Origin of the sequence: Rhodanobacter denitrificans (assembly GCF_003335105.1) — a bacterium.
GTDB lineage: Bacteria > Pseudomonadota > Gammaproteobacteria > Xanthomonadales > Rhodanobacteraceae > Rhodanobacter > Rhodanobacter denitrificans_A.
On sequence record NZ_QFWQ01000006.1, the window covers coordinates 79,060 to 102,230 of the forward strand.

The window sequence follows — 23,171 nt, forward strand, 5'->3', positions numbered from 1 at the left end:
GTGGGCGGCGCCGAAGGCACAAAAAAACCCCGCATCCGTTACCGGGTGCGGGGTTCTTCGGGTGTTTTCAGGTTTTTCTAGCTACCTGGACACATGCCCTCAGCCCGCACCTCCGTTGGTAATAAGGAGTACGAGTACGAGGGTAATAAGGAGCGTGCCGCGAGCCTGCAGCAGGCCGGCAACCGTCATGAGACGGTTTCCTTCGGCGATGCTGCGGTGGCTGTTGCGCTGCGACATGTGATCGACCGTAAAGCAGGTCGTCGGCGCCTGTCAACAACTTTTTTCAAAAATATTGAAAATGGCCGTGCGGCGGACGTTTGGACGTCCAGATGGCCAGACGGTTTTTCGATGCGTATGCGTATGGCCCGATCGGGAGCCCGGTGGCGCGTGCGCGCGCTGGAGCGCATGGGTGCGCTTCGGCATGATCTAGGGCCTCAGCCAGTCCCGCAGGGCGGCGTCGCTGGCCGCCAGCGGTTCGGCGCTGGCGCTGCGCGCCAGCATCGCGGCCAGCGCCGGGGGCACGTCGAGCGGATGGCCGAGCAGCGGCTCCACCACGCTCTCGAACTTGGCTGGATGGGCAGTGGCGACCGCAGCCCACGGCGCCTCGTCGCCATCCGCGCGCAGCCGATCGAGCAGGTGCATCGCGGTAGCGGTGTGCGGGCAGAACACTTCGCCGTGCTCGCGTGCATGGGTGGCGATGGTGCGGCGGATGGTGGCGTCGTCCACGCTGTGGGCTTGCAGCAGCTGGCGCAACGCGGATTCATTCGGGAAGGTCCAGCGCAGCCGCTCGAAGTTGCTGGGCGCACCGACGTCCATCGCGTTGGCGAGGGTGGCGACCGCTTCGCGAGGGCTGTAGTCGGCGCCGGCGAAGAACTCGGGCAGGGTGGCGTTCGCGTTGCAGGCCAGCCGTACTTCGCCGACCGGCAAACCCGTTTCACGCACCCACAGGCAGGCCAGCGCGTTGCCGAGGTTGCCGGTGGGCACGATGAAGTTCAGCGGCGTGCCGTGTTCGCGCCACCAGCCCAGCGCGGCGTGCGCGTAATAGCTCATCTGCGGCAGCAGGCGGCCGAGGCTGATGCTGTTGGCCGAAGACAGCGGTACATCCGCCTGTAGTTCCGCGTCGTTGAGCGCGACCTTCACCATGCGCTGGCAGTCGTCGAAGCGGCCGGCCACGCGCAGCGCGGTCACGTTGTCGCCGAAGCAGCCGAGCTGGTGCGCCTGGCGCGGCGAGACCAGGCCGTCCGGATACAGGATCACCACGCGTACATGCGGCTGGCGATGGAACGCGGCAGCCACCGCGGCGCCGGTGTCGCCCGAGGTGGCGACCAGGATCGTCAGCGGCCGCGCATCGCGGCGCGGCAGCCGGCGCAGGCAGGCGGCGAGGAAGCGCGCGCCGACATCCTTGAAGGCCGAGGTGGGGCCGTGGAACAGCTCCAGCATAGCCGTGTGCGGATGCGCTGGCAGTGCGCGCAGCGGCGTATCGAAGGTGAGCGCCTCGGCGCAGATCGCGGGCAGTTCATCGGCCAGCGCATCGCCGGCGAAGAACGGCGCCAGCAGGGTAGCGGCGGTGTCGGCCAGCGTGCCATGCGGATCGAACGCGGCCGGATCGAGTCGCGGCAGGGATTCGGGCACGTACAGGCCGCCGTCCGGCGCCAGCCCGGCGGCGATCGACTGGCTGATCGGCACGGCCGGGGCGGTGCCGCGGGTGCTGTGGTAACGCAGCGGCGCCGGGTTCATGCCGCGACTCCACATGACGATGCAGGCGTAGGGCGGGCATTGCCCGCCGCTCCCGTCATGACCTGAGAGCAGAAGCTGGCGGGCAGTGCCCGCCCTACGTTGGTCATGGTTGCGACTCCACGTCGAGGGAGTCGATCAACGCGGCCGCGGGCCCGTTGACCGGCGACACCCAGGCGTCGCTGTCCAGTCCGCCCTCGGCAAACGCGGCCTGCATCGCTACGCTGGCCGCCTCGGCGTCGGCGCGGTTGTCGTACCAGCCGAACACGCTGGGGCCGGCGCCGGAGATGCTGGCGCCCAGCGCGCGGTGGTCGAGCGCGGCTTGCTTCACCTTGGCGAAGTGCGGGATCAGCGGCGCGCGGCGCGGTTCCACCAGCACGTCCTTGAGGCCCTCGCGCACCAGCGCCGCGTCGCCGCGCCAGCAGCCGGCCAGCACCAGGGCGAGATTCGAACTCTGCGCCACGAACTCGCCCAGCGCGTAGTGCCCGGCCAGCGCCGCGCGCGCCCGGCGCGTCTCCAGCACCACGTGCGGATGCACCAGCGCGCAATGCCACGCGGCCGGCACGTCGATGCGCAGCAGGCGGTCGTGGGTGGCCAGCACCAGGCCGCCGAGCAGCATCGAGCCGAGGTTGTCGCCGTGGCGGCTGCCGCTGGCCACCGCCTCGCCGTCCAGCGCGAACGCGTACAGCGCCTCGCGAGGCAGCGGCTCCGCCAGCAGCGCGTTGGCGGCCACCAGCGCGGCCACGCAAGAGGCGGCGGAGCCGCCCATGCCCGAACCCAACGCGATGCCCTTGTGCAGGGTCAGCTCGAAACCGTGCCGCAGGCCGAGCGCCTCGCGCAGCGAGAGCAGCGCGGTGCCGGCAGTGTTCGCGCGCGGGTCGGTCGGCAGTTCGGTGACGCAACCGCGGATCGCGGCGATGCGCACCACCGGCTCGTCGATGCGGCGCACCTCGGCGCGGTCGCCGGCGCCGGCCACGCTGTGGCCGAGCAGGTCGAAGCCGACGCCCACGTTGCCGACGCTGGCCGGCGCGAAGGCGAAGGCGACTTGTGGAGGGGTGGCGTGGCGCGGTGGGGCCATGGCGGGTTCCAGCAGCGAGGAATTCATGCGCGCGCCTCCAGCGACTCGGCGATGCGCAGCAGGTCGGTGAACACGCCGGCGGCGGTCACCTCGGGACCGGCGCCGGGGCCTTGCACCGACAGCGGATTATCGCAGTAGCGGCGGGTGCTGAACTGCACGATGTTGTCGGTAAGCCGGGTATGCGCGAATGCGTGCGCGGCCGGCAGCACCTGCAGCCGCACGCTGGCCCGGCCGTGCCGGTCCAGCTGCGCCACGTGGCGCAGCACGCCGCCTTCGGCGCGCGCCGCGGCCAGTTTCGCCGCCATCGGCGCATCGAGTTCGTCGAGCCGCTGCATGAAATCGTCGCGCGACAACGCGGCCAGCGCTGGCGGCACCAGGCCTTCCAGGTCGACGTCTTCCAGCGACAGCGGCCAGCCCGCCTCGCGCGCGAGGATGACCAGCTTGCGCGCGACGTCCAGCCCGGACAGGTCGTCGCGCGGATCGGGCTCGGTATAGCCCAGCGCGTGCGCCTCGCGCACCAGTGCGGAAAACGGCTGGCGGCCGTCGTGGCGGTTGCACAGCCAGGCCAGCGTGCCGGAGAACATCCCGTGCACCGCGAACAGTTCGTCGCCGGTGTCGAGCAGGTCGCGCAGTGTCTGCACCACCGGCAGGCCGGCGCATACGGTGGCCTCGTAGCGGAAGCGCGCGCCGCCGGCGCAGGCCGCGCGGATCGCCTGCCAGCGCGGCAGCGGGCCGCTGCCGGCCAGCTTGTTCGGCGTCACCACGTGCAGGCCGGCGGCCAGCCAGCGCGGGTAGTGCGCGGCCACTTCGTCGTTGGCGCTGCAGTCGATCAGCAATGCATGGCGGCCGTCGTTGCCGCGCACGTGCCCGGCGAACGCGTCCAGGTCGTTCGGCCGCCAGATCTGCGCGCCGCCGTGGCGGGCATTGAGTTCGGCGTCGTCGCAGTCCAGCCACATCCGCTTGCTGGCGACCACGCCGCAGAGTTTCAGCTCCAGCGCGCTGTCGCGGGCCAGCCGCGGCTGGGCAGCGCGCAGCTGTTCCAGCAGCGCGCTGCCGACCCGGCCGGGGCCGATCACGCCCACTGCCAGCACGCGGCGCCGGGTCGTGCCCATGCGGGTCATCGACGACGGCGGCAACGGGGAATGCTGGACTTGCTCGGGTGCACAGGTGATCACGGTGGCCTCTCCGGTGGAGGCCCGTTCTCGCTGGCGTGTCGGCATGGGCCGGCCCGCCTCTTCGAGGGCGGGCCGTTGCGTGGGAAAACTCAGCTACGCACGACGCTCCGCCCGGGACACGTGGTACCGGTGGTAATCGTGGTGGTAATGGTGGCGGCGATGGCGCCCGCGCGCGTGGGCATGCGACCGGTGCGAACCGGGGCGAGGTGCATGCGTGCGGGCGTGGAAAGCGGCGACATGGAACCGACCTTAAGCGGATTGCTGCACTGCGGTCAACAGATACATTTGCAACTTTTGCAGGCGCTGGATACTGCCGGACGGCGTCGCCGCGACCTGCGGCAGGTTGTCGCGACCGGCCGATCCGGGCCCGGGAGAGGCATTGCACGGGCCTAGAATGGACGGATGAACCGTCTCGTTTTCCTGCGCCGCTGGCTACGCGCGGCCGTCGTGCTGTTCGCGTTCGGCATCTGTGGTACGGCTTCGGCGGCCGCGTCCCAGGCCGGTGCCGCACCGGTTCCCGACACCATGCAGCAGCGCGTCGCCGCGTGCACCAGCTGCCACGGGGCACATGGCGAAGGCTCGCCGGACAGCGTGGCGATACCGCGCCTGGCGGGCAAGCCGGCCGGCTACCTGCTGCAGCAGCTGGAATATTTCCAGAGCGGCCAGCGCCGGCACGCGCCGATGGAATACGTGGTGCGCCAGCTGAGCCCGGCGTACCTGCGCGAGATCGCCGGCTACTTCGCGCAGCAGGACGTGCCCTATAGCAAACTGCCGGTGCCGGCGGTGTCAGCCGAGACCCTGCGGCGCGGCGAGCAACTGGTGATGCGTGGCGACTCCACCCGCGGCGTGCCGTCCTGCGTCAGCTGCCACGGCGCCAGGCTCACCGGCGTGGAACCGATGATGCCGGGCCTGATGGGCCTGTCGTACGACTATCTCAACACCCAGCTGGTGTCGTGGCGCACGCGCCAGCGCGCGGCCGAAGGGCCGTACTGCATGGGCGTGGTCGCCAACCGCATGCGCGAATCGGACATCACCGCCGTGTCAGCGTGGCTGGCCAGCCACGAGCCGCCGGCCGACATGCATCCGGCACCGGCCAGTGCGCAGACCGAACCGTTGCCGGGCTGGTGCGTGATGGGCAAGAGCGGAGCAGGTCAATGAAGTGGTGGCGACGTGGATGGTGGGTGCCGGCATTGCTGGCGGCAGTCGTGCTGGGCTGGCTGTACTTCGGCCGTGCCGACCTGACGGCGGCGTCGCCGGCGCAGCGCGAGGCGGATGCTGCCGCGCTGCACGATCCAGCGCTGATCGCGCGGGGCGAATACCTGGCCACGGCCGGCGATTGCGCCGCCTGCCACACCGCGCGCGACGGCCAGCGCTACGCCGGCGGCCGCTCGCTGGGCACACCATTCGGCGACGTGCCGGCGCCGAACATCACGCCCGATCCGGAAACCGGCATCGGCCAGTGGAGCTTCGACGATTTCTGGCGCGCGCTGCATGAAGGCAAGGGTCGCCAGGGCGAGCTGCTGTATCCGGTGTTCTCCTACACCTCGTTCACCCGGGTGAGCCGTGCCGACGCGCTGGCGATCTTCGCCTATCTCAAGTCGTTGCCGCCGGTGCAACGGCCCGACACTGCACTGGGGCTGGCGTTTCCCTACAACGTGCGCAGCAGCCTGCTCGCGTGGCGCGCGCTGTACTTCAAGCCGGGCGTGTTCCAGCCCGATCCGGCGAAGTCCGATCAGTGGAACCGCGGCGCCTACCTGGTGCAGGGCCTGGGCCATTGCAACGAATGCCACACCACGCGCGACTCGTTCGGCGGCATCGCGCAGGACCGCCACCTCACCGGCGGGCGGATCCCGCAGCTGGACTGGTATGCGCCCGACCTCAGCACAAGGCCCGGTGGCGGCCTCGAGGGCTGGAGCGCACAGGATATCGTCGACCTGCTGAAGACCGGCCAGTCGGCGAAGGGCACGGCGTTCGGGCCGATGGCCGACGTGGTGCGCAACAGCACCCAGCACCTGAGCGCAGCCGACCTGCAGGCGGTGGCCGTCTACCTGCAGTCGCTGCCGCCGCGCGCGCCAGCGGCCGCGGTTCCGTTCGTGCAGGCGGGCAGCCACGAGCAGGGCGGCAAGCTCTACGCGCAACGCTGCGCCGACTGTCACGGCAAGGACGGTCGCGGCGTGGCCGGCGTCTACCCGCCGCTGGACGGCAACACCTCGGTGACCGAACCGACCGGCATCAACGCGATCCGCAGCGTGCTGCTCGGCGGCTTCGCCCCGGCCACCGCCGGCAACCCGCAGCCGTATTCGATGCCGCCGTTCGCGCAGCAACTGGGCGACGCCGACGTGGCCGCGGTGGTCGGCTACATCCGCCAGTCGTGGTCGAACAAGGCCGCTGCGGTGCAACCGGCCGACGTCGGCAAATACCGGAATACGCCGAGCGATTGAGCCGCCGGAGTTTCGGCATCGATGTCGCCGTGGTCTTGCAGCCGGCCGCCGACGCACTGCGGCATCCGAACGCAGGCGCCGGCGGGCGCGATTTGACGTGGGTCATGGCGAGCGTGCCGCCGCGCCCGCACGCTGCGCGGATACCAACTCGACGTCGGCTGGCCCGCGTGGCGCAACCGACGCCGTGCGTGCTGCAGCCGAAGGGTTCGGGCCAGCGGCGCACTCGAGTTCCGCCACCGCTCGCTCATCACGGCTCCCGGGCATGATCCAGCTCAGCTACAGCACCTTCGGCCTCACCAACCTGCCGTTTCCGGAGGCGATCGACGCCGTGGCCCGCGCCGGTTACGCGGGGATCGAGCTGTCCTTCCACCGCGACCAGTTCAATCCCTTCAACCTCACTGATGCCGACCTCGATGCCGTGCACGCGCGGCTGGACGCGGCGCGCATCGTGCCGGCCTGCGTGGCCACCGCCTCGCACTTCTTCACCCCGTCGCGGCCGCATGAACCGTCCTTGATGACGCTGGACGTGGCCGGGCGCAAGCGCCGCATCGACCTGGTCAAGCGCGGCATCCGCGTGGCGCGTCGGCTGGGCGTCAAGCTGGTCACCTTCGGCAGCGGCTTCCTGCGCGAGGAGCACGTGCGCCAGCCGCAGGTTGATCCGGGTGAGGTGCTGGTGGACAGCATCCGCGAATGCCTGCGCGAGCTCCGCGACGACGAGGACATCACGCTGCTGATCGAGCCCGAGCCGGGCATGTACGTCGAGACGCTGGAGCAGGGGCTGGCGCTGATCCGCGCGGTCGGCTCGCCGCGCTTCGCGCTGCACATCGACATCTGCCATGCCTACTGTTCCGAGCCGGACTACATCGGCGCGCTGGCGAAAGCCGCGCCGCACGCGCGCTACTTGCACATCTCCGATGCGCGCCAGGGCCACAACCTGAGGATCGTGCGCGACGATGCCGTGCCGGCGCTCGATCTCCATGACGCCAGCGCACTGGTGTACTTCCCCGACAGCGCGGACTACCTGCTGCTCGATCGCCGCCACCCGCTGTACTTCGCCGACCGCGCGCCTGACGCGGCGCGACGCCGGCGCATCGACGCTCTGCTGGCGCAGACCGGCATCGGGCAGGCGGCGGGCCTGGTCGACTACGGCAGCCTGTACGCCGGCGCCTCGCCGCTGGACGACGAGATCTTCACTTACCTGATCTCGGTGCCGGGGCTGAGCTTCGACGTGCTCGAACGGGCCTGGCCGATCGTCGCCTACCTGCGCGGCGTGCGCGGCCCCGCGCTATTCGGGCGGATGGTCGCCAACACGCGCACCGGCATCGTGCATTTCCACGAGATCCCCGGCGAGGGCACGCTGGATCTGGCGGCGAGTTTCGATGTGCTGAACACGCACGGCTTCGACGGCTTCGGCTCGGTCGAGCTCTACCACCACGTCGAGGGCTGGCAGCAGGCGCTCGACCAGAGTTACCGCCACCTGGCCGCCATCGCGCAGCCGGCGTGAATGATCGGCCGTTCCAACGGGCAACCACCATGATCGACTTCGAGGCACTGGGCTGGCGCAGCGACACCGTTGGCGAACTGGACCACCGCCTGCTCAAGGCGCCCAGCGTCAAGCTGCGCGGCGCTCGCGCGGGCGAGGCGGGCGACGTCGTCTACAGCATCGACCTGCGCCTGCGCCGGCCGAACGCCGACGCCTGCCTGTCCAGCACCGAGGCGCACTCGATCGAGCATTTTCTGCTGGAAGGTTTCCAGCGCCTGTTGCCGCGGCACTTCATCGGCATCGGCCTGATGGGCTGCCAGACCGGCTTCTACCTCACCCTGCTCGGCGAAGGCCGGCGCGCCGTGGTCGAGGATGCACTCACTGCGATCCTCGAAGGGGTACTCACCGCCGACGCCGTGCCGTATGCGCGCATCGACCAGTGCGGCCATTGGCGCCACCACGACCTGGCGCGCGCGCAGGCCGTGGCGCGCGAGGTGCTGGCGCAACGCACCGCATGGCGGGACATCACATGAGCGCGGCGCAGGGCGCAAGCTGGCAGGTCAGCGCCACGCGCCGGATCGAGTACGACCTGCTCAACGTGGCCGACGTGTTCGATCCGCAAAGCGACGCGCTGCTGTCGATGGGCCGCGTGCGGGATGGGCGCCGCTTCGTGGTGGTCGACGAATGCGTGCACGCACATCACGGCGAACGCATCCGCGCCTACTTCGCCCATCACCGGATCGACGCCCGCATCATCACCCTGCCGGGCGGCGAGGGCGGCAAGACGCTGGAGGCCTGGCTCGCGGTGCTGCGCGAGCTGGACGGTTTCCCGATCCATCGCCGCGACGAGCCCATCATCGCCATCGGCGGCGGCGTGCTGACCGACGTGGTCGGCTACGCGGCGGCCAGCTACCGCCGCGGCGTGCCTCACATCAAGGTGCCGACCACGCTGATGGGCTACGTCGACGCCGCGGTGGGGATCAAGACCGGGATCAACTTCAACGACCACAAGAACCGCCTGGGCAACTTCGAGCCGCCGCGCCGGGTGCTGTTGGACCGCAGCCTGCTGCGCAGCCTGCCGCCGCGCCACCTGCGCAACGGCATGTGCGAGATCGTCAAGCTGGCGGTGATCCGCGACGCCGCGCTGTTCCGCCTGCTGGAGCGGCACGGCGCATCTTCCATGGAGACGTTTTTCCAGGATGCGCATGGCGGGGAAATCCTCGACTGCGCCATCGGCGGCATGCTGGAAGAGCTGGCGCCGAACCTGCATGAGGAGGAGCTGGAGCGCAAGGTCGACTTCGGCCACACCTTCAGCTACGGCCTGGAAACCCGCTATGGGGACGACCTGCTGCACGGCGAGGCGGTGCTGCTGGACATCCTGGTGTCGACCGCTATCGCCCGCCGGCGCGGCCTGCTCGACGCGGCCGCTGCCGGGCGCATCTTCGCCCTGGTCGAGCGCCTGCAGCTTGCCCCCGAACTCGCCCTGCTCGACGCCGAACTGATGTGGCAGTCGCTGCTCGACCGCGTCGAACACCGCAACGGCCTGCAGCGCGTGCCGTTGCCCGCGGGGCTGGGCGAGTGCGTGTTCGTCAACGACATCGCACGCGCGGAAATCGAAGTCTCCATCCACACCCTGAACCAGCGGACCATGACCAGCCATGACCGAATCGCCGAATGTTGATGCAGCGGAAATCGCCCACTTCAATCGCATCGCCCAGCTGTGGTGGGACCCGCGTGGCAAGATGGGGCAGCTGCACGCGATCAACGAGCTGCGCCTGCGCTTCATCACCGAGCGCATCGGCGTGCCCGCGCCGCGCATCGTCGACGTGGGCTGCGGCGGCGGCATCCTGGCCGAGGCGCTGGCCAAAACCGGCGCGCGGGTGACCGGCATCGACCTGTCGCGGATGTCGCTGGACATCGCCCGCCAGCACGCCGAACGCGGCGGGCTGGCCATCGACTACCGCGAGCTCGACGCGGAGACCCTCGCGTGCGACGAGGCTGGCAGCTTCGATGCGGTCACCTGCATGGAGATGCTCGAGCACGTGCCGCATCCGGAGCAGGTCATCGCCGCCTGCGCCGCCCTGCTCAAGCCGGGCGGCGTGGCGTTCTTCTCCACCATCAACCGCACGTTCAAGGCCTTCGCCTTCGCCATCGTGGCCGGCGAATACATCCTCGGCCTGCTGCCGCGCGGCACCCACAGCTACCGCAAGCTGATACGGCCGACGGAGCTGCGCGCATGGGCCGGCGCCGCGGGGCTCGAGTTCAGGGCGGTGGACAGCCTCATGTACAACCCGCTGGCGCGACGCTTCCGCGTCGCGCCGGACCGCGCCGACATCAACTACATGGCCTGCTTCGTCAGGAAAGGCTGACCCCATGCGGCGTTTTCTTGCCTTGTCGCGTTCCGTCCACGGTGTGCTCGACATCGCCATGCCCGGCTTCGCCGCACTGCTGTGGCTGGGGCATTTCCCCTCGTGGCGGGTGCTGGCGCTGTCGCTGGTCACTGCCTTGGCCGGCTACACGGCCATCTACGCGCTGAACGACCTGATCGGGGTGAAGGACGACCAGGAGAAGGTGGCCGGCGGCATCACCCCGGGCTACGCGGTGGAGGCCTCCGCCATGCGCTACCCGCTGGCGCAGAACCTGATCAGCATGAAGGGCGCGCTGGCGTGGTTCGGCTGCTGGTTCGCGTTGGCCGTGCTCGGCACCTGGCTGCTGAATCCGCGGATCCTGCTCATCGTATTCGCTGCGGCGGCGCTGGAAGTGGTCTACGTCAAGCTGCTCAAGGTCACCTGGTGGCGCACCGTGGTCAGCGGCCTGGTCAAGTCGGCCGGCCCGGTCGCCGCGGTATTCGCGGTGATCCCCGCACCGTCGTGGCCGGGGCTGCTGGGGTTGCTGGCGTGGCTGATGCTGTGGGAGATCGGCGGGCAGAACATCCCGGCTGACTGGAACGACATCGAGGAAGACCGCCGTATCGGCGCGCGCACCATTCCGCTGGTGTTCGGCCTGCGCACGGCCGGCGTGCTGGCGGCCGTCAGCCTGGGCGTGGCCGTGCTTGTGAGCCTGCTGCTGCCGAGCATGTCGCCGCTGGCGTCGGGCTGGCCGTTCCAGCTGGCCATTTTCGCTGCCGGCGCCGGCCTGCTGCTGCCGCCGGCGCTCCGGCTCGCGCGCACGCTGGACGGCCGCCAGGCGGCGCGGCTGTTCGACCGCGCCAGCCTGTATCCGTTGGCGCTGCTGGCGATTGTCACGGTGTTCGTGTTGATTCATTGAGGCGTCGCGGCGGTTTTAGCGGCGAACTACCGATGCGCTTTACTTCGCAAGGCAACCGCACTGCGCAATTGCCGAAGGTTTTTTGTCCGGTCGCAGTGACCGGGGTGGTTCAAGAGCAAGAGCTTTCGTCCTCCTGCGGAGGCCGAGGTACTTCTCTTTTGCTTGTCCAAAAGAGAAGTACCCAAGAAAAAACGACACCCCGCTTCCGCGCCTTACGGACATCCTGTCCGCAAGGTCCGCGGTCGGGCTCCGGGGTTTGTCGACAGGGCATCCTGCCCTGACGCCAAACTGGCCGGCATCCCTGCCGGCCACCCTGCGGGCTTTTCCTCCGCCCGCCCGCCGCTGCAGAGGGGCCCCGGGTAGAGCAGCGCGCCATCCTGGCGCGCACTCGGTGCGCGACCGCTGTGCGGTCGCGAAAGCTGTAAAGCCAATAGTGAAAGACTCCCGCTGCAAGCGGGACTTTTCAATGCGGCAAATGTCTCGGTTCGGCCAGGAGCAGCCATTCAAACCCTGACCCAACTTTCGGGTGTGCGCGAGCGAAGGTTCACAGCTTCTAGGGGATCATGATGATCCTCTAAACTGACCCATCGCCAAAGGGGAATTTCATGGTCCTACGCGTAACGTTTGACACAAACGTTTTGGACTACGCATGCCGTCCTGAGCGCTACTCCAAAGACCCGCGGCAGCCTCGGCTTGCAAATGTTCGTGATGCGTTGAGGAACAGAGCGATCCAAGGATTCTTTTCGGTCACGATGCTCACAATCGAAGGAATCATGAATAGGGACCGCGCTGCAGTATACGAGAGCACCACGCTTACGGCAGTGCGTGAGACTTCGAAGACGACCAAGAACGCGGATCTGCCGGAGGAGATCCGATCGTTTGTTGGTGACAGCGATCTTGAGACGCACACTATCAAGCTGATTGCCAATCAGTCGGCTCGCCAAGAAGTACACCCGGAGGTCAAGGCACGGATTAAAGCGGCTCATGGGCTTGGAGTCCGCGCTCTAAAGGCGGTGCCGCGAGTCGGTGCCTACAGGATCGATGACCCTGACGGAACTTTCTATCTCGATAATGGCGTAGACGAGGATTTAGCTCTCTGGGTCGACAAGGCGCAAGAAGTAACCGCTTCTATTGAAGCCAAGGGGCTCGGCATGGCCCAGCTCATGAAGCTTGGCCTTGGGCTGGCGGGTGACCCGCAAGGCGCTTGGTTCAGTGCACTAACGAAGGCAAAGGACATTCACGAGCAGCGCGAGATCGAACGTGCCTTCGCCGAATGGGCAGACGCTGATTCGATTGCCTCTCATATTGCCTACGGCATCGACGTGTTCTGCTCCAACGATATGGGTAATAGCAATGCGACCAATTCGATTTTGGATGTCGAGAATCGGGCGTGGCTCACGCAGACCTACGGCGTTCAATTCATGTCATTTGATGACCTTTTGGCCGGTTTGCCGTAACCAGTGTGGCATTCGAAGGTCACCGGGGCCATCTTGGGTGCTGACGCCAAATTGATTCTGCGCATGTACTCGGCTTTCCATCTCTCTTGCCGGGGGACCGTACAATCCCAAACGGTATCTGTGCTGGCTAACACTGGCGAGAACAGAGGGCGAAACAGGTGCCCCCATCCCCCTGTCCACCAAAAAAATCGTCCGCTTTGGGTTGCGGATTCAGTCGGTCGATGCAACACCCTGAAGACTGCGCGAGACGTTTTTCGCACGCGTGACGTGAAGGGTGACAACTGCCAACTGCATCAAAGGCGCAGGTGGCGCGGTTTTGGCTCTTCTGAAGAGTGCGGGCCACGATGGCCCGCTGCTCTACCCGGGGCCCCTCTGCAGCGGCGGGCGGTTGGAGGATCAGCCCGCAGGGTGGTCGGCATGGATGCCGACCAGTTTGGCGTCAGGGCAGGATGCCCTGTCGACAAACCCCGGAGCCCGACCGCGGACTTTCCGGGCAGGAAGCCCGGAAAGCGCGGAAGCGGGGTGCCCCTCTCTTTGGTTCCTTTCTCTCGGGCAAGCGAGAGAAAGGGACTCGCCCTCCGCAAGGAGGACGAAAGCTCTTGCTCTTCTAATGTTCATACCAGCGCAGAAAGGAACGGCGGCAAAAACGGTCCCGCCCTGCGGATTCGAGGACCTCAACGTCAGCGCGGTTTCCCGCGCGCGCCAGCGTCAGTGCGATAGGTCGATCGCGTAGGTCGCGGTGCCGTCGCCGTTGTCCTTCAGCTGGCGGATGGCGGTGAGGCCGGCCGCGTGGGCCACGTCCTGCTTGCCGCTGGCGCCGGTGAAGGTGACCAGGCCATGCGTCTTCAGCGGGGCGAAGCGCCAGGACGCGGGGTCGAGGTCTTTCGCGCCGACCGTGTGCCGGCGTTCCAGCCATTTCGCCAGGATCTCGCGGGTGCCGTCCGGCGCGGCCAGCACGATGTTGCTGCCGTCGAGGCCGGGGAAGTGCCCGCCGCCGCTGGCGCGGTAGTTGTTGGTGACGACGATGAACGGCTCGCCCGGCTCGACCGGTTTGCCCTGGAAGGTCAGCGTGGTGATGCGCTGGCCGGCCGGCTTCGACACGTCGATGACGTAATGGATGCCGCCCTGGATCTGGTCGAAGTTGTAGCCGACATAGTGGCTGTTGATCAGTGCCTGTTCGCCGGCCTTGGCCGGGTCGATCCGGTTGAAGCGTTCGGCGGATTGCTCCAGCCAGGCTTTCAGGCCGGCGCCGTCGATCTTCACCGCGGCCAGGGTGTTCGGATAAAAGTACAGGTCGGCGGCGCTGCGCAGGGTGAGCGGGCCGGGGGCGACGTCGGTGTAGTCGTCGGGGCCCCCGAAGCCGGTGCGGAACGCGGCGGCGGCGGACAGCACCGGCACGCCGGCCAGTTCCGGATGCGAGCGCGGCAGTTCGGCGCGCACGTAGTCGATCTGGGCGGCGTTGACCGGCGCCAGCGCGGTCATGTTGCCCTCGTCGGCGAAGTAGCTGCTCAGGCGCAGGGTGCTTTCGCCGATCGGCGTGTTGACGTAGGCGACCGCGGCTTCGTGCGCCTGCCGCACCAGCGGCGCGATCGCCGGATCGGCCGGCACGCAGTCGTTCTTCTGCGCACAGATGCGTCGCACCTCGCTGCGGCTTTCCTCGTGGTCGACCACCCAGCGGCCGTCCTTGCGGTCCAGCACGAGCCGGATCACGCCGAGATCCTTGCCGAAGAAATCCGCCATCACTGCCGGCACGCCGCGCACCAGGCCGCGGCTGGCATCGACCTCCTTCAGGCCGGCGTAGCGGGGGCCGGGGAATTCGGCGTGCGAGTGGCCTAGCAGCAGCGCGTCGATGCCGGGCACGCCGGCCAGGTACCAGCCGGCGTTTTCCATGTCCGGGGTGTACGGCGCGGTGTCCAGGCCGCCGTGCAGGATCGCCACGACCAGGTCGGGATGTTGCGCCTGCAGCTCGGGCAGGTACTTGCGTGCGGCCTCGACCACGCCGCTGACGGTGACCTTGCCGGCCAGTTTCTGCCGGTCCCACTCCAGGATCGGCGGCGGGGTGAAGCCGATGATGCCAACCTTCAGCGGCAGCTCGATCCTGCTGCCATCGGCGGTGTACGCCTCGATCTGCTTGGTCACCACCGTCCACGGCCGGAAGATCGGCTTGCCGTCGCGGGCGCTGTACACGTTGGCCAGCACCAGCGGGAAGCGTGGGCCGGCGCAACGGTCGGTATGCCCGCCATCCACGTTCATCGGCGTGCCGGTGACCTGCGAGAGGAAGCGCAGGCCGTAGTTGAACTCATGGTTGCCGGCGGTGCCGCCGTCGTAGCCCATCGCGTCCATCGCCTTGTAGATGGCCAGTTCCTGGTCGCAGGCGACCGGCTTCACCAGCGCCTGGTAGTCGGCGAGCACGCTGCCCTGGATGGTGTCGCCGCTGTCGAACAGGAAGCTGTTGGGGAATTCGGCGCGGGCGCGGCGGGTCAGCGTGGCGGTGCGCTCGTAGCCGAGCGAATCGTCCGGCTTCAGCTTGTAATAGTCGTAGCTGAGCACGTTCGCGTGCACGTCGGTGGTCTCCAGGATCGCCACGCTCGCACGCGCCCCGTCGGGCGTCGTGCCGGATGCCCGGGGCAGGCCGGCGCAGCCGGCGAGCAGGGCGGCGCCAAGGGCGAGCAGCAGGACTGCGAAGGGGAGCGGGCGTGGCGACATGGGGCTTCCGTGAGGTGCGGGGTCCGGGCCGCGGCAAGGTAGCAGATCGGCATGTCATGTTGCCGGCATCGCGATGGCCTTCTTCCGCGGCCCGGGATGGGGCTTTCCGTGCCCTGGTGCGATCCCCAACGGCAGTGGAACGGACATGCCCGGCGTCCGCACGTTGCTGTTGCAAGTCAGTAGGATGACGTCAAGGTGACATCCGGTCCTGCAGGGGGACCCCGACCTATGCCTCGAATCCCGTTGTGTGCTGCGCGAACATGTGCGGTGGCGCTGTGCGCCGTGGCCTTCTTCGCGCTCAGCGTCGCGTTCACCGCCTGGCAGGAGCCGCTCCCGCTGCAGCGGGCCTTCATCGCGGGGCTGATGCTGTGCATCTTCGGCATGCTGCTGTTCGCCTTCGGCCGCTTCGCCACCGCGCTGCTGGTCGGCGGCGGGCTGTTCCTGCTGCTGAAGTTCGTGGCGGTGCTGAAGTTGCGCTACCTCGACTCGCAGCTGATGCCGTCGGACTTCATCTATTACCTGCGCAGCAGCCTGCTCGATACGCTGCTGCATTATCCGCACCTGTACCTCGCCGCCCTCGGCGTCGCCGCGCTGCTGCCGCTGCTGTACCTGGCGTGGCGCTGGGATTGGCGTGTGCTGGCGCCGCTGCGGCCGCGCCATGCCGCCGGCATGCGGATCGGCGGCACGGCGCTGTATGCGCTGGCGTTCTGGCTGTGTCTGCTGCCGACCGGGCCGTTCGCGCAGGTCCATTCGCGCAACGCGTGGGAGAAGATGTCCGACGACGCGCAGCTGACCAACTTCTTCGTCAACCTGCGCGACGCCGGCGTGCAGCTGCCGCCGATGGCCGACGAGGCCACGGCCGAGCGCGACTGGGGCGCCACCGCATCGGGTCGCGTGGGCGGCACGCCGCCGTACCCGGACATCGTGCAGGTGCTGGAGGAGAGCACGTTCGACCCGTCGATCTACGATGCCTGCAACGTGCCATCGTGCCGGGTGGCGATGTTCCGCCCCGATGCGCGCACCCGTGCGCATGGCATGCTGCGCGTGCATACCTTCGGTGGCGGCACCTGGGTCAGCGAGTTCGCCGCGCTGACCGGCATGCCGCAGGACATCTTCGGCGCCGGCGGCATGTACGCGCCGTACGTGCTGGCGCCGAACGTGCACGACGCGCTGGCGCTGCAGCTGCGCCGGCTCGGCTACCTCACCATCGGCATCTATCCCACCGGCGCCGATTTCATCAATGGGCGCAACGCGTACCGGGCCTACGGCTTCGACCACCTGTACGGCGCCGACGAGCTGGGGCTGGAGGAGTGGGAGGAGAGCGACGCGCAGATGTTCGCAGCGGCGAAACGCATCTACGACAAGGTGAAGACGCCGGACCAGCCGGTATTCGTGATGATCCTGACGCTGAACCAGCACGGGCCGCACGACCACCAGCCGATGTCGAAGCTGCCGAAGCCCTATCGCAACCTGCTGCACGGGCTGCCGCGCGATGCGGCGCTGAACTTCGATACCTACCTGGCGCGCCTGCACGCTTCGGACGCGGCGATGCGCGCCCTCGAGCACGCCTTTCTCGACCGTCCGCAGCCGACCGTGCTGCTGCACTTCGGCGATCACCAGCCGTCCTTCAACGGGCTGATCCGCGACCTGCCGCGGCGGCTGCCGGCCGACCTGCAGGCGTACCGCGACTACCTCACCTACTACATGCTGAAGAGCAACTTCGCCGGGCCGCCGCTGCCGCAGTACCCGCTGCTCGACATCGCATTCCTGCCCGACATGGTGCTGCAGGCCGCCGGGGTACCGGTCGACGCGTACTTCGCCGCATCGACCGAACTGCGCGACCGCTGCGACGGCCGCTACGACGACTGCGCGGTGCCGGGCCTGCTGGCGTCCTACCACGCATGGACGATCGGGCGGCTGCACGTCTACCAGTGAGCGGGGGCGACGCGCCCTGCCGGGTGCGACCGGCAGCGGCAGTTTCCGCCGCGCCCGGGCAGCGGGGCCGGCTGCCGCGACGGGCGTGGGCCGCATGCACCGGGCGTGGACGCCGCTGGCAGGCGTCTTGCTTTCCAACAGGCATGAACGAGCGCAAGCCCGAATGCGGTGAAACCTCCGATCCCGGCCTGGAGCAGCGGATGGCCGACAGCGGCCTGTCGGAAGGCACCCGGCGTTTCCTGCGCGATCTCCACGCGGCCGAGAAGCAGATCAACGAGGTGTTCGAGAAGGCGCATCGGGGCGACGGACGCCAGGCGCAGCTGGGCGAGGCGTATCGCCGGATGTACGGCGCCGATGGCGCGTCGGCTCCGGTCACGCCGGTGCCACGGAAGGTTCGCACAACATGATTTAGGATCGCGGGCGATTCGCGTGGCCGTTCACGCGACGCCTGGTGAAGAGATCCGCATGCCCCGTTCCCTGTCCCGTCTGCGCCCGGCCCTGCTGGGCAGCTGCCTGTCCTTGCTCGGCGCCTGCGCCAGCCAGCCGCCGTCCGCGCCGCGGGCATCGACGGCCGCGATTGCGGTGCCCGCCATCCAGCGTCCGCAGGGCGAGACGGCGGCCTGGTGGTTCCGCAGCGGCGCGGCGCAGGCGGCGCTCGCTTCCCGCGAGGCGAATGCGGATGGCCAGCGCGCGAAGAACGTGATCGTGTTCCTCGGCGACGGCATGAGCATCCCCACCATCGCCGCCGCGCACGTGCTGGCCGGCGAGCGCGCGGGCGTGGACGGCGAGAGCTACCGGCTGAGCTTCGAGAAGTTTCCGTTCAGCGCGCTGAGCCGCACCTACGAGACCGACCAGCAGACGCCCGACTCGGCCGGCACCATGACCGCGATCATGACCGGGGTGAAGACCCGCGCCGGCTACATCGGCGTCTCGCAACTGCCGAAGCGGCAGGACTGCGCCGGCAGCCGTGGGCAGGAGCTGGTCACCGCGCTGGAGCTGGCGGCCTCGGCCGGCATGGCCACCGGCGCGGTCACCACCACGCGCATCACCCACGCCACCCCGGCCGCCACCTACGGCCACCTGCCCGAGCGCAACTGGGAGGTGGACGCCGACCTCAGCGAAGCGGCGAAGGCTGCCGGCTGCAAGGACTTCGCCGCGCAGCTGACCGACTTCCCGGTCGCCGGCGGCCTCACCGTGGCGATGGGCGGCGGCCGCACCGAATTCATGCCGGCCGGCGCGGACGATCCGGAATATCCGGCCAGCGTGGGCCAGCGCCTCGACGGCCGCGACCTGATCGGCGAATGGACCGCCAGGCATCCGGACGGCAAGTACGTGTGGAACGCCGCGCAGCTGAAGGCGCTGGACCTGGCGAAGACGCCGCGCCTGCTCGGCCTGTTCGAGCCCTCGCACATGAACTACGAGCACGAGCGCGCGCACGACAAGGCGGGCGAGCCCAGCCTGGCCGAGATGACCGCCAGTGCGATCGAGGTGCTGAAACGCAACCCGAACGGCTTCTTCCTGATGGTCGAGGGCGGCCGCATCGACCACGCGCTGCACGCCGGCAACGCGTACCGCGCACTGGACGAGACGATCGCCTTCGCCGACGCGGTGCAGGCCGCGCTGCAGCACACCGACCCGGCCGACACGCTGATCGTGGTCACCGCCGACCACAGCCATACGATGACCTTCGCGGGCTACCCCCGCCGCGGCAACCCGATCCTGGGCAAAGTGACGGGCCACACCGACAGCTACGACGACGAAAGTGCGCCGGGCCTGGCGCGCGACGCCACCGGCCTGCCATACACCACGCTGGGCTTCGCCAACGGCCCCGGCTACACCGGCGCCAGCGAACGCCAGCCGGAAGGCAGCAAGCGCTACCCGCACAACCCGCGCGAGTACGAGGCGATCGGCAAGGGCCGGCCCGACCTGCGCCAGCTCGACACCACCGACCCGGACTACATGCAGGAAGCGGCCGTGCCGCTGAAGGCCGAGACGCACGGCGGCGAGGACGTGGCGATCTTCGCCACCGGCCCCGGCGCCGCGGCGTTCCATGGCGAGCTGGAGCAGAACGTGATCTTCCACGTGATGGTGCAGCACACGCCGCGGCTGCGCGCCGAGCTGTGCCGGCTCGGCAGCTGCAACGCCGACGGCGTGCCGGTGGATCGCCCGGACTGGCAGCAATGGCTGAAGCTCGGCTCCGCCGCGACCGCCACGGCGCTGTAAAGACCGTTACACATGCGGCCGGCAGAGTCGGCGCCTCGCCCGTGCCGCCGCAGCGGGCATCACGCCGATCCGCAAGGACCATGCGCATGCTGCAACCTTCGCTGTCGAAACGCCTATGCTTGGCTGCCCTCCTGATCGGATTCGCCGGCATGTCCAACGCCATGGGAGCCGAGACGCCGCTGGCCGCCAGGGTGCTGGTGATCGGCCACCGCGGCGCCAGCGCGCTGCGGCCGGAGCACACGCTGGCCTCCTACGGCAAGGCGATCGCCGACGGCGCCGACTTCATCGAGCCGGACCTGGTGATGACCAGGGACGGCGTGCCGGTGGCGCGCCACGAGAACGAGATCGGCGGCACCACCGACGTGGCGGCGCATCCCGAGTTCGCCGCGCGCAGGACCACCAAAACCGTCGACGGCGAACCGGTCACCGGCTGGTTCACCGAGGACTTCACCCTTGCCGAGCTGAAGACCCTGCGGGCACGCGAACGCCTGCCCGAACTGCGCGGCACGGTATACGACGGCCGCTTCCAGATCCCCACGCTGGACGAGATCATCGACTTCGTCGCCGCCGAGTCGGCGACCCAGGGGCGGGTGGTCGGCATCATCCCGGAGATCAAGCACGGCACCTATTTCCAGCAGGCCGGCCTGCCGATGGAGGACCGCGTGCTGGCGATCCTCGCCGCGCACGCATACACGCGCACGGCGCCGGTGGAAATCCAGTCGTTCGAGATCGCCAACCTCAAGTATCTGCGCGGCAAGCTCGGCCACGACCACCGCAACATCCGCCTGCTGCAGCTGATCGACGACGCCGACCTGCAGCCGTACGACGTGGCCGCCGCCGGCGGACGGCTGACCTACGGCGGGATGTGCACGCCGGCCGGCTTGCGCGAGATCGCCGGCTACGCCGACGCGATCGGTCCGAACATCCGCGCGATCATCCCGCTGGCCAGCGACGGCACGCTCGGCCGGCCGACCCCGCTGGTGCACGACGCGCATGCGGCGAAGCTGGAGCTGCATCCCTATACGTTCCGTCCGGAGAACCAGTTTCAGGCGAAGAACTTCCGCCATGGCAGCGACCCGAAGACGTTCAACGAGGCCGGCTCGATCGCCGAGATCCGCGCCTACCTCGACGCCGGCATCGATGCGTTCTTCACCGACGACCCGGCGATCGGACGCAAGGCGCTGGACGGCCGCTGAGCGTCGCCCGCGCGTGACGCGGCCGGAACGGCTCCATCGTATGGACGTCCATATGAAAGATGACATTCGGCTGTAAGGCTCCCTACACAAAGCGCGTCCATGCTTGTGCGTACGGTCGCTGGGGGCGGCCGTTCTCCCCTTCCACACAATGATGCCGTGGCCTGCCGCGAAGCGGGAGGCTGCGCAAAGGATGCCTGCGCATGTCTGTCAGCAAACGCTCTCACCGCAGAACCGGTCTCGCCCTGGCGCTGTTCGCCGCGCTCAACGGCGTGGCGATCGCCGCTCCGCTCGACAACGCCACGCCGGCGGCAATGCCGGATGCCGCCGCCGACCAGGCCCGCACGCTGGAATCGGTGTCGGTGATCGGGCAGGGTGAAACCCGCCAGGTGCAGCGCATCACCGTGCAGGACGTGAAGCTGCTGCCGCCGGGATCCAGCCCGCTGAAGCTGCTGGCGAAGCTGCCGGGCGTGCATTTCGAGTCGGCCGATTCGTTTGGCAACTACGAGTGGTCCACCCGTATCAGCCTGCGCGGCTTCAACCAGACCCGGCTCGGCTTCACGCTGGACGGCATTCCGCTCGGCGACATGAGCTACGGCAACAACAACGGCCTGCACATCAGCCGCGCGCTGATCGCCGAGAATCTCGGCGGCGCCGAGCTGGCCGCCGGCATCGGTGCGCTGGGCACCGCCTCCACCGGCAACCTCGGCGGCACCGTGCAGTTCTACTCGACCGACCCGTCCAGCAACTACGGCGTAACGCTGGCGCAGAGCGTCGGCAGCGACAGCGCGCTGCGCACCTACGCGCGGCTGGACACCGGCGACCACAACGGCTTCGCGATGTACCTGTCCGGCGCCTACGCCGACAGCGACAAGTGGAAGGGCGACGGCGCGCAGAAGCAGCAGCAGTTCAACGGCAAGGCGGTGTACGACTTCGGCGACAATCACGTCGCCGCGATGCTGAACACCTCCAGCCGCAACGAGACCGACTACCAGGACCTGTCGCTGGACACGCAGAAGCGGCTGGGCTGGAACTGGGACAACTACGCGCCGGACTGGCAGCGTGCGGTGAACGCGGCGAAGGGCATCTTCACCGGCGGCGTCAACAACCTGGACGATGCGTACTACGCCGGCCGCGGCCTGCGCGACGACAGCCTGGCCGGCCTGTTCGGCGACTTCGGCGTGGCCGAGGGCGTGCGCCTGAAGGCCACCGGCTACTACCACAGCAACCGCGGCCAGGGTCACTGGTTCACGCCGTACCAGACCTCGTTCGCCGGCACGCCGCAGGAGACGCCGATCGCGATCCGCACCACCGAGTACGGCATCGATCGCTGGGGCACGATCGCCTCGCTGGGCTGGGACCTCGGCAATCACCATCTCGAAGGCGGCTTCTGGTACGAGAACAGCCACCACACGGTGCAGCGCAACTTCTACTTCATCGCCGGCCCGCTGGACGACCAGTACTTCCTGCACAACCCGAGCATCCGCAAGTTCTACCAGCGCTACGAAACCGAGACGCACCAGCTCTACCTGCAGGACAGCATCAGCCTGCTCGACGGCAGGCTGCACCTCGACGTCGGCGTCAAGAGCCCGCAGACGCGCACCCGCACGCACGCCGTGGTGGGCAGCTACGCGAACGGCGAGCTGACCGCGGACAAGTCGCTGCTGCCGCAGCTCGGCGTGAGCTACAAGCTGGACGGCCAGAACGAACTGTTCGCCTCCTACGCGCAGAACATCGCCGCGTTCCAGGCCGGCGTGAGCGGCCCGTTCGCCACCACCCAGGCCGCGTTCGACCTGATCAGCGGCAAGCTCCGGCCGGAAGAGTCGCGCACCGTCGAGGCCGGCGTGCGCCATGCCGAGGAACTGTTCGAGGGTTCGCTGGCGCTATACGACGTGAAGTTCGACCACCGCCTGCTGGCGATCCAGCAGTGCTCGTCCGGCATTCAGGGTTGCCCGTCGGCGTACGCGAACGTCGGCTCGGTGACCAGTCGCGGCGCCGAGCTGACCTTCATCCTGAAGCCGACCAGCGAGCTGCGCTGGTACAACGCGCTGTCGTACAACCGCTCGCGCTACGACAGCGACTACCTCAACGGCACCACCGTGGTGGCGACCCGGGGCAAGACCGTGGTCGACAGCCCGAAGCAGTTGTTCTCCTCGGAGATCGCCTGGACGCCGGGCGCGTGGGACCTGCGCCTGTCCGCCAACTACACCGGCAAGCGCTACTACACCTACGTCAACGACGCTTCGGTGCCGTCGTACTGGTTGTTCAACGCCGCCGCGGCGTACGACTTCGGCAAGCTCGGCGTGGCCGAGGACCTGAAGCTGGCGCTCAACGTCACCAACCTCGCCGGCAAGCACTACTACGGCACGATCGGCTCCAACGGCTTCACCGCGACGGACCCGACCGGCGAGTTCGCCACCCTGCAGGTGGGTGCGCCGCGTGCGGCGATGCTGACCGCCACCGTGCGCTTCTGACCGGC

The 23,171-nt window shown here is 68.7% G+C and carries 18 protein-coding genes; 13 read left to right on the forward strand and 5 right to left on the reverse strand.

Annotated elements, in window-relative coordinates; genetic code table 11:
- Positions 1-99: 99 nt before the first annotated feature.
- The 4 genes from DEO45_RS16600 to DEO45_RS09945 all read right to left on the reverse strand — a co-directional run bounded on the left by DEO45_RS16600 (position 100) and on the right by DEO45_RS09945 (position 3,987).
- Positions 100-237 (reverse strand): hypothetical protein, encoded by a 138-nt coding sequence (locus DEO45_RS16600; RefSeq protein ID WP_189339721.1) that lies wholly within the window; start codon positions 235-237, stop codon positions 100-102.
- Between the two features lie 189 nt (positions 238-426).
- The gene (gene thrC, locus DEO45_RS09935; protein ID WP_189339722.1) at positions 427-1,737 is read right to left on the reverse strand and encodes a threonine synthase; all 1,311 of its coding nucleotides are present in this window, start codon (positions 1,735-1,737) and stop codon (positions 427-429) included.
- A gap of 103 nt (positions 1,738-1,840) precedes the next feature.
- Positions 1,841-2,839, reverse strand: coding sequence for a homoserine kinase (locus DEO45_RS09940; protein ID WP_114343049.1), 999 nt, complete (start codon positions 2,837-2,839; stop codon positions 1,841-1,843).
- Positions 2,836-3,987, reverse strand: a complete 1,152-nt coding sequence (locus tag DEO45_RS09945) for a homoserine dehydrogenase (RefSeq protein WP_114343051.1) — start codon at positions 3,985-3,987, stop codon at positions 2,836-2,838. Before DEO45_RS09945 ends, DEO45_RS09940 begins: the two co-directional genes overlap by 4 nt.
- Before the next feature lie 402 nt (positions 3,988-4,389).
- Here DEO45_RS09945 and DEO45_RS09950 point away from each other — a divergent pair, with 402 nt between their 5' ends.
- The 8 genes from DEO45_RS09950 (at position 4,390) to DEO45_RS09985 (ending at position 12,635) form a co-directional block, all read left to right on the forward strand.
- A complete protein-coding gene (locus DEO45_RS09950) occupies positions 4,390-5,145 on the forward strand; it encodes a c-type cytochrome (RefSeq protein WP_114343053.1) in 756 nt (251 codons plus the stop codon).
- Positions 5,142-6,428, forward strand: coding sequence for a cytochrome c (locus DEO45_RS09955; RefSeq protein WP_114343055.1), 1,287 nt, complete (start codon positions 5,142-5,144; stop codon positions 6,426-6,428). The genes DEO45_RS09950 and DEO45_RS09955 overlap by 4 nt, the downstream gene beginning before the upstream one ends.
- A gap of 262 nt (positions 6,429-6,690) precedes the next feature.
- Positions 6,691-7,932, forward strand: coding sequence for a sugar phosphate isomerase/epimerase family protein (locus DEO45_RS09960; RefSeq protein ID WP_114343058.1), 1,242 nt, complete (start codon positions 6,691-6,693; stop codon positions 7,930-7,932).
- Positions 7,933-7,961: 29 nt separating this feature from the next.
- Entirely contained in the window at positions 7,962-8,444 is a 483-nt protein-coding gene (locus DEO45_RS09965) for an S-ribosylhomocysteine lyase (protein WP_114343060.1), read from the forward strand.
- Positions 8,441-9,592 carry a sedoheptulose 7-phosphate cyclase gene (locus tag DEO45_RS09970; RefSeq protein ID WP_114343063.1) on the forward strand — a complete coding sequence of 384 codons (1,152 nt, stop codon included), beginning with the start codon at positions 8,441-8,443 and terminating at the stop codon, positions 9,590-9,592. The genes DEO45_RS09965 and DEO45_RS09970 overlap by 4 nt, the downstream gene beginning before the upstream one ends.
- Complete coding sequence (gene ubiG, locus DEO45_RS09975) at positions 9,570-10,280, forward strand: bifunctional 2-polyprenyl-6-hydroxyphenol methylase/3-demethylubiquinol 3-O-methyltransferase UbiG (RefSeq protein ID WP_114343065.1); 711 nt, start codon at positions 9,570-9,572, stop codon at positions 10,278-10,280. The genes DEO45_RS09970 and ubiG overlap by 23 nt, the downstream gene beginning before the upstream one ends.
- A gap of 4 nt (positions 10,281-10,284) precedes the next feature.
- Positions 10,285-11,178, forward strand: coding sequence for a UbiA prenyltransferase family protein (locus DEO45_RS09980; protein WP_114343068.1), 894 nt, complete (start codon positions 10,285-10,287; stop codon positions 11,176-11,178).
- Positions 11,179-11,951: 773 nt separating this feature from the next.
- Positions 11,952-12,635, forward strand: a complete 684-nt coding sequence (locus DEO45_RS09985) for a hypothetical protein (RefSeq protein WP_147269695.1) — start codon at positions 11,952-11,954, stop codon at positions 12,633-12,635.
- 708 nt (positions 12,636-13,343) lie between these two features.
- Here the strand turns inward: DEO45_RS09985 and DEO45_RS09990 are convergent.
- The gene (locus DEO45_RS09990) at positions 13,344-15,341 is read right to left on the reverse strand and encodes a bifunctional 2',3'-cyclic-nucleotide 2'-phosphodiesterase/3'-nucleotidase (protein ID WP_114343072.1); all 1,998 of its coding nucleotides are present in this window, start codon (positions 15,339-15,341) and stop codon (positions 13,344-13,346) included.
- 267 nt (positions 15,342-15,608) lie between these two features.
- On the opposite strand from DEO45_RS09990, the gene DEO45_RS09995 reads away from it, so the two are divergent.
- The 5 genes from DEO45_RS09995 (at position 15,609) to DEO45_RS10015 (ending at position 23,166) form a co-directional block, all read left to right on the forward strand.
- Positions 15,609-17,276, forward strand: coding sequence for a sulfatase-like hydrolase/transferase (locus tag DEO45_RS09995; RefSeq protein ID WP_114343075.1), 1,668 nt, complete (start codon positions 15,609-15,611; stop codon positions 17,274-17,276).
- 143 nt (positions 17,277-17,419) lie between these two features.
- A complete protein-coding gene (locus DEO45_RS10000) occupies positions 17,420-17,683 on the forward strand; it encodes a hypothetical protein (RefSeq protein WP_114343077.1) in 264 nt (87 codons plus the stop codon).
- A gap of 58 nt (positions 17,684-17,741) precedes the next feature.
- Complete coding sequence (locus DEO45_RS10005) at positions 17,742-19,499, forward strand: alkaline phosphatase (protein WP_114343079.1); 1,758 nt, start codon at positions 17,742-17,744, stop codon at positions 19,497-19,499.
- An 86-nt stretch (positions 19,500-19,585) separates the two neighbouring features.
- Entirely contained in the window at positions 19,586-20,695 is a 1,110-nt protein-coding gene (locus tag DEO45_RS10010; RefSeq protein WP_114343801.1) for a glycerophosphodiester phosphodiesterase, read from the forward strand.
- Between the two features lie 200 nt (positions 20,696-20,895).
- Positions 20,896-23,166, forward strand: coding sequence for a TonB-dependent receptor (locus tag DEO45_RS10015; RefSeq protein WP_114343081.1), 2,271 nt, complete (start codon positions 20,896-20,898; stop codon positions 23,164-23,166).
- The last annotated feature ends 5 nt before the right edge of the window (positions 23,167-23,171 follow it).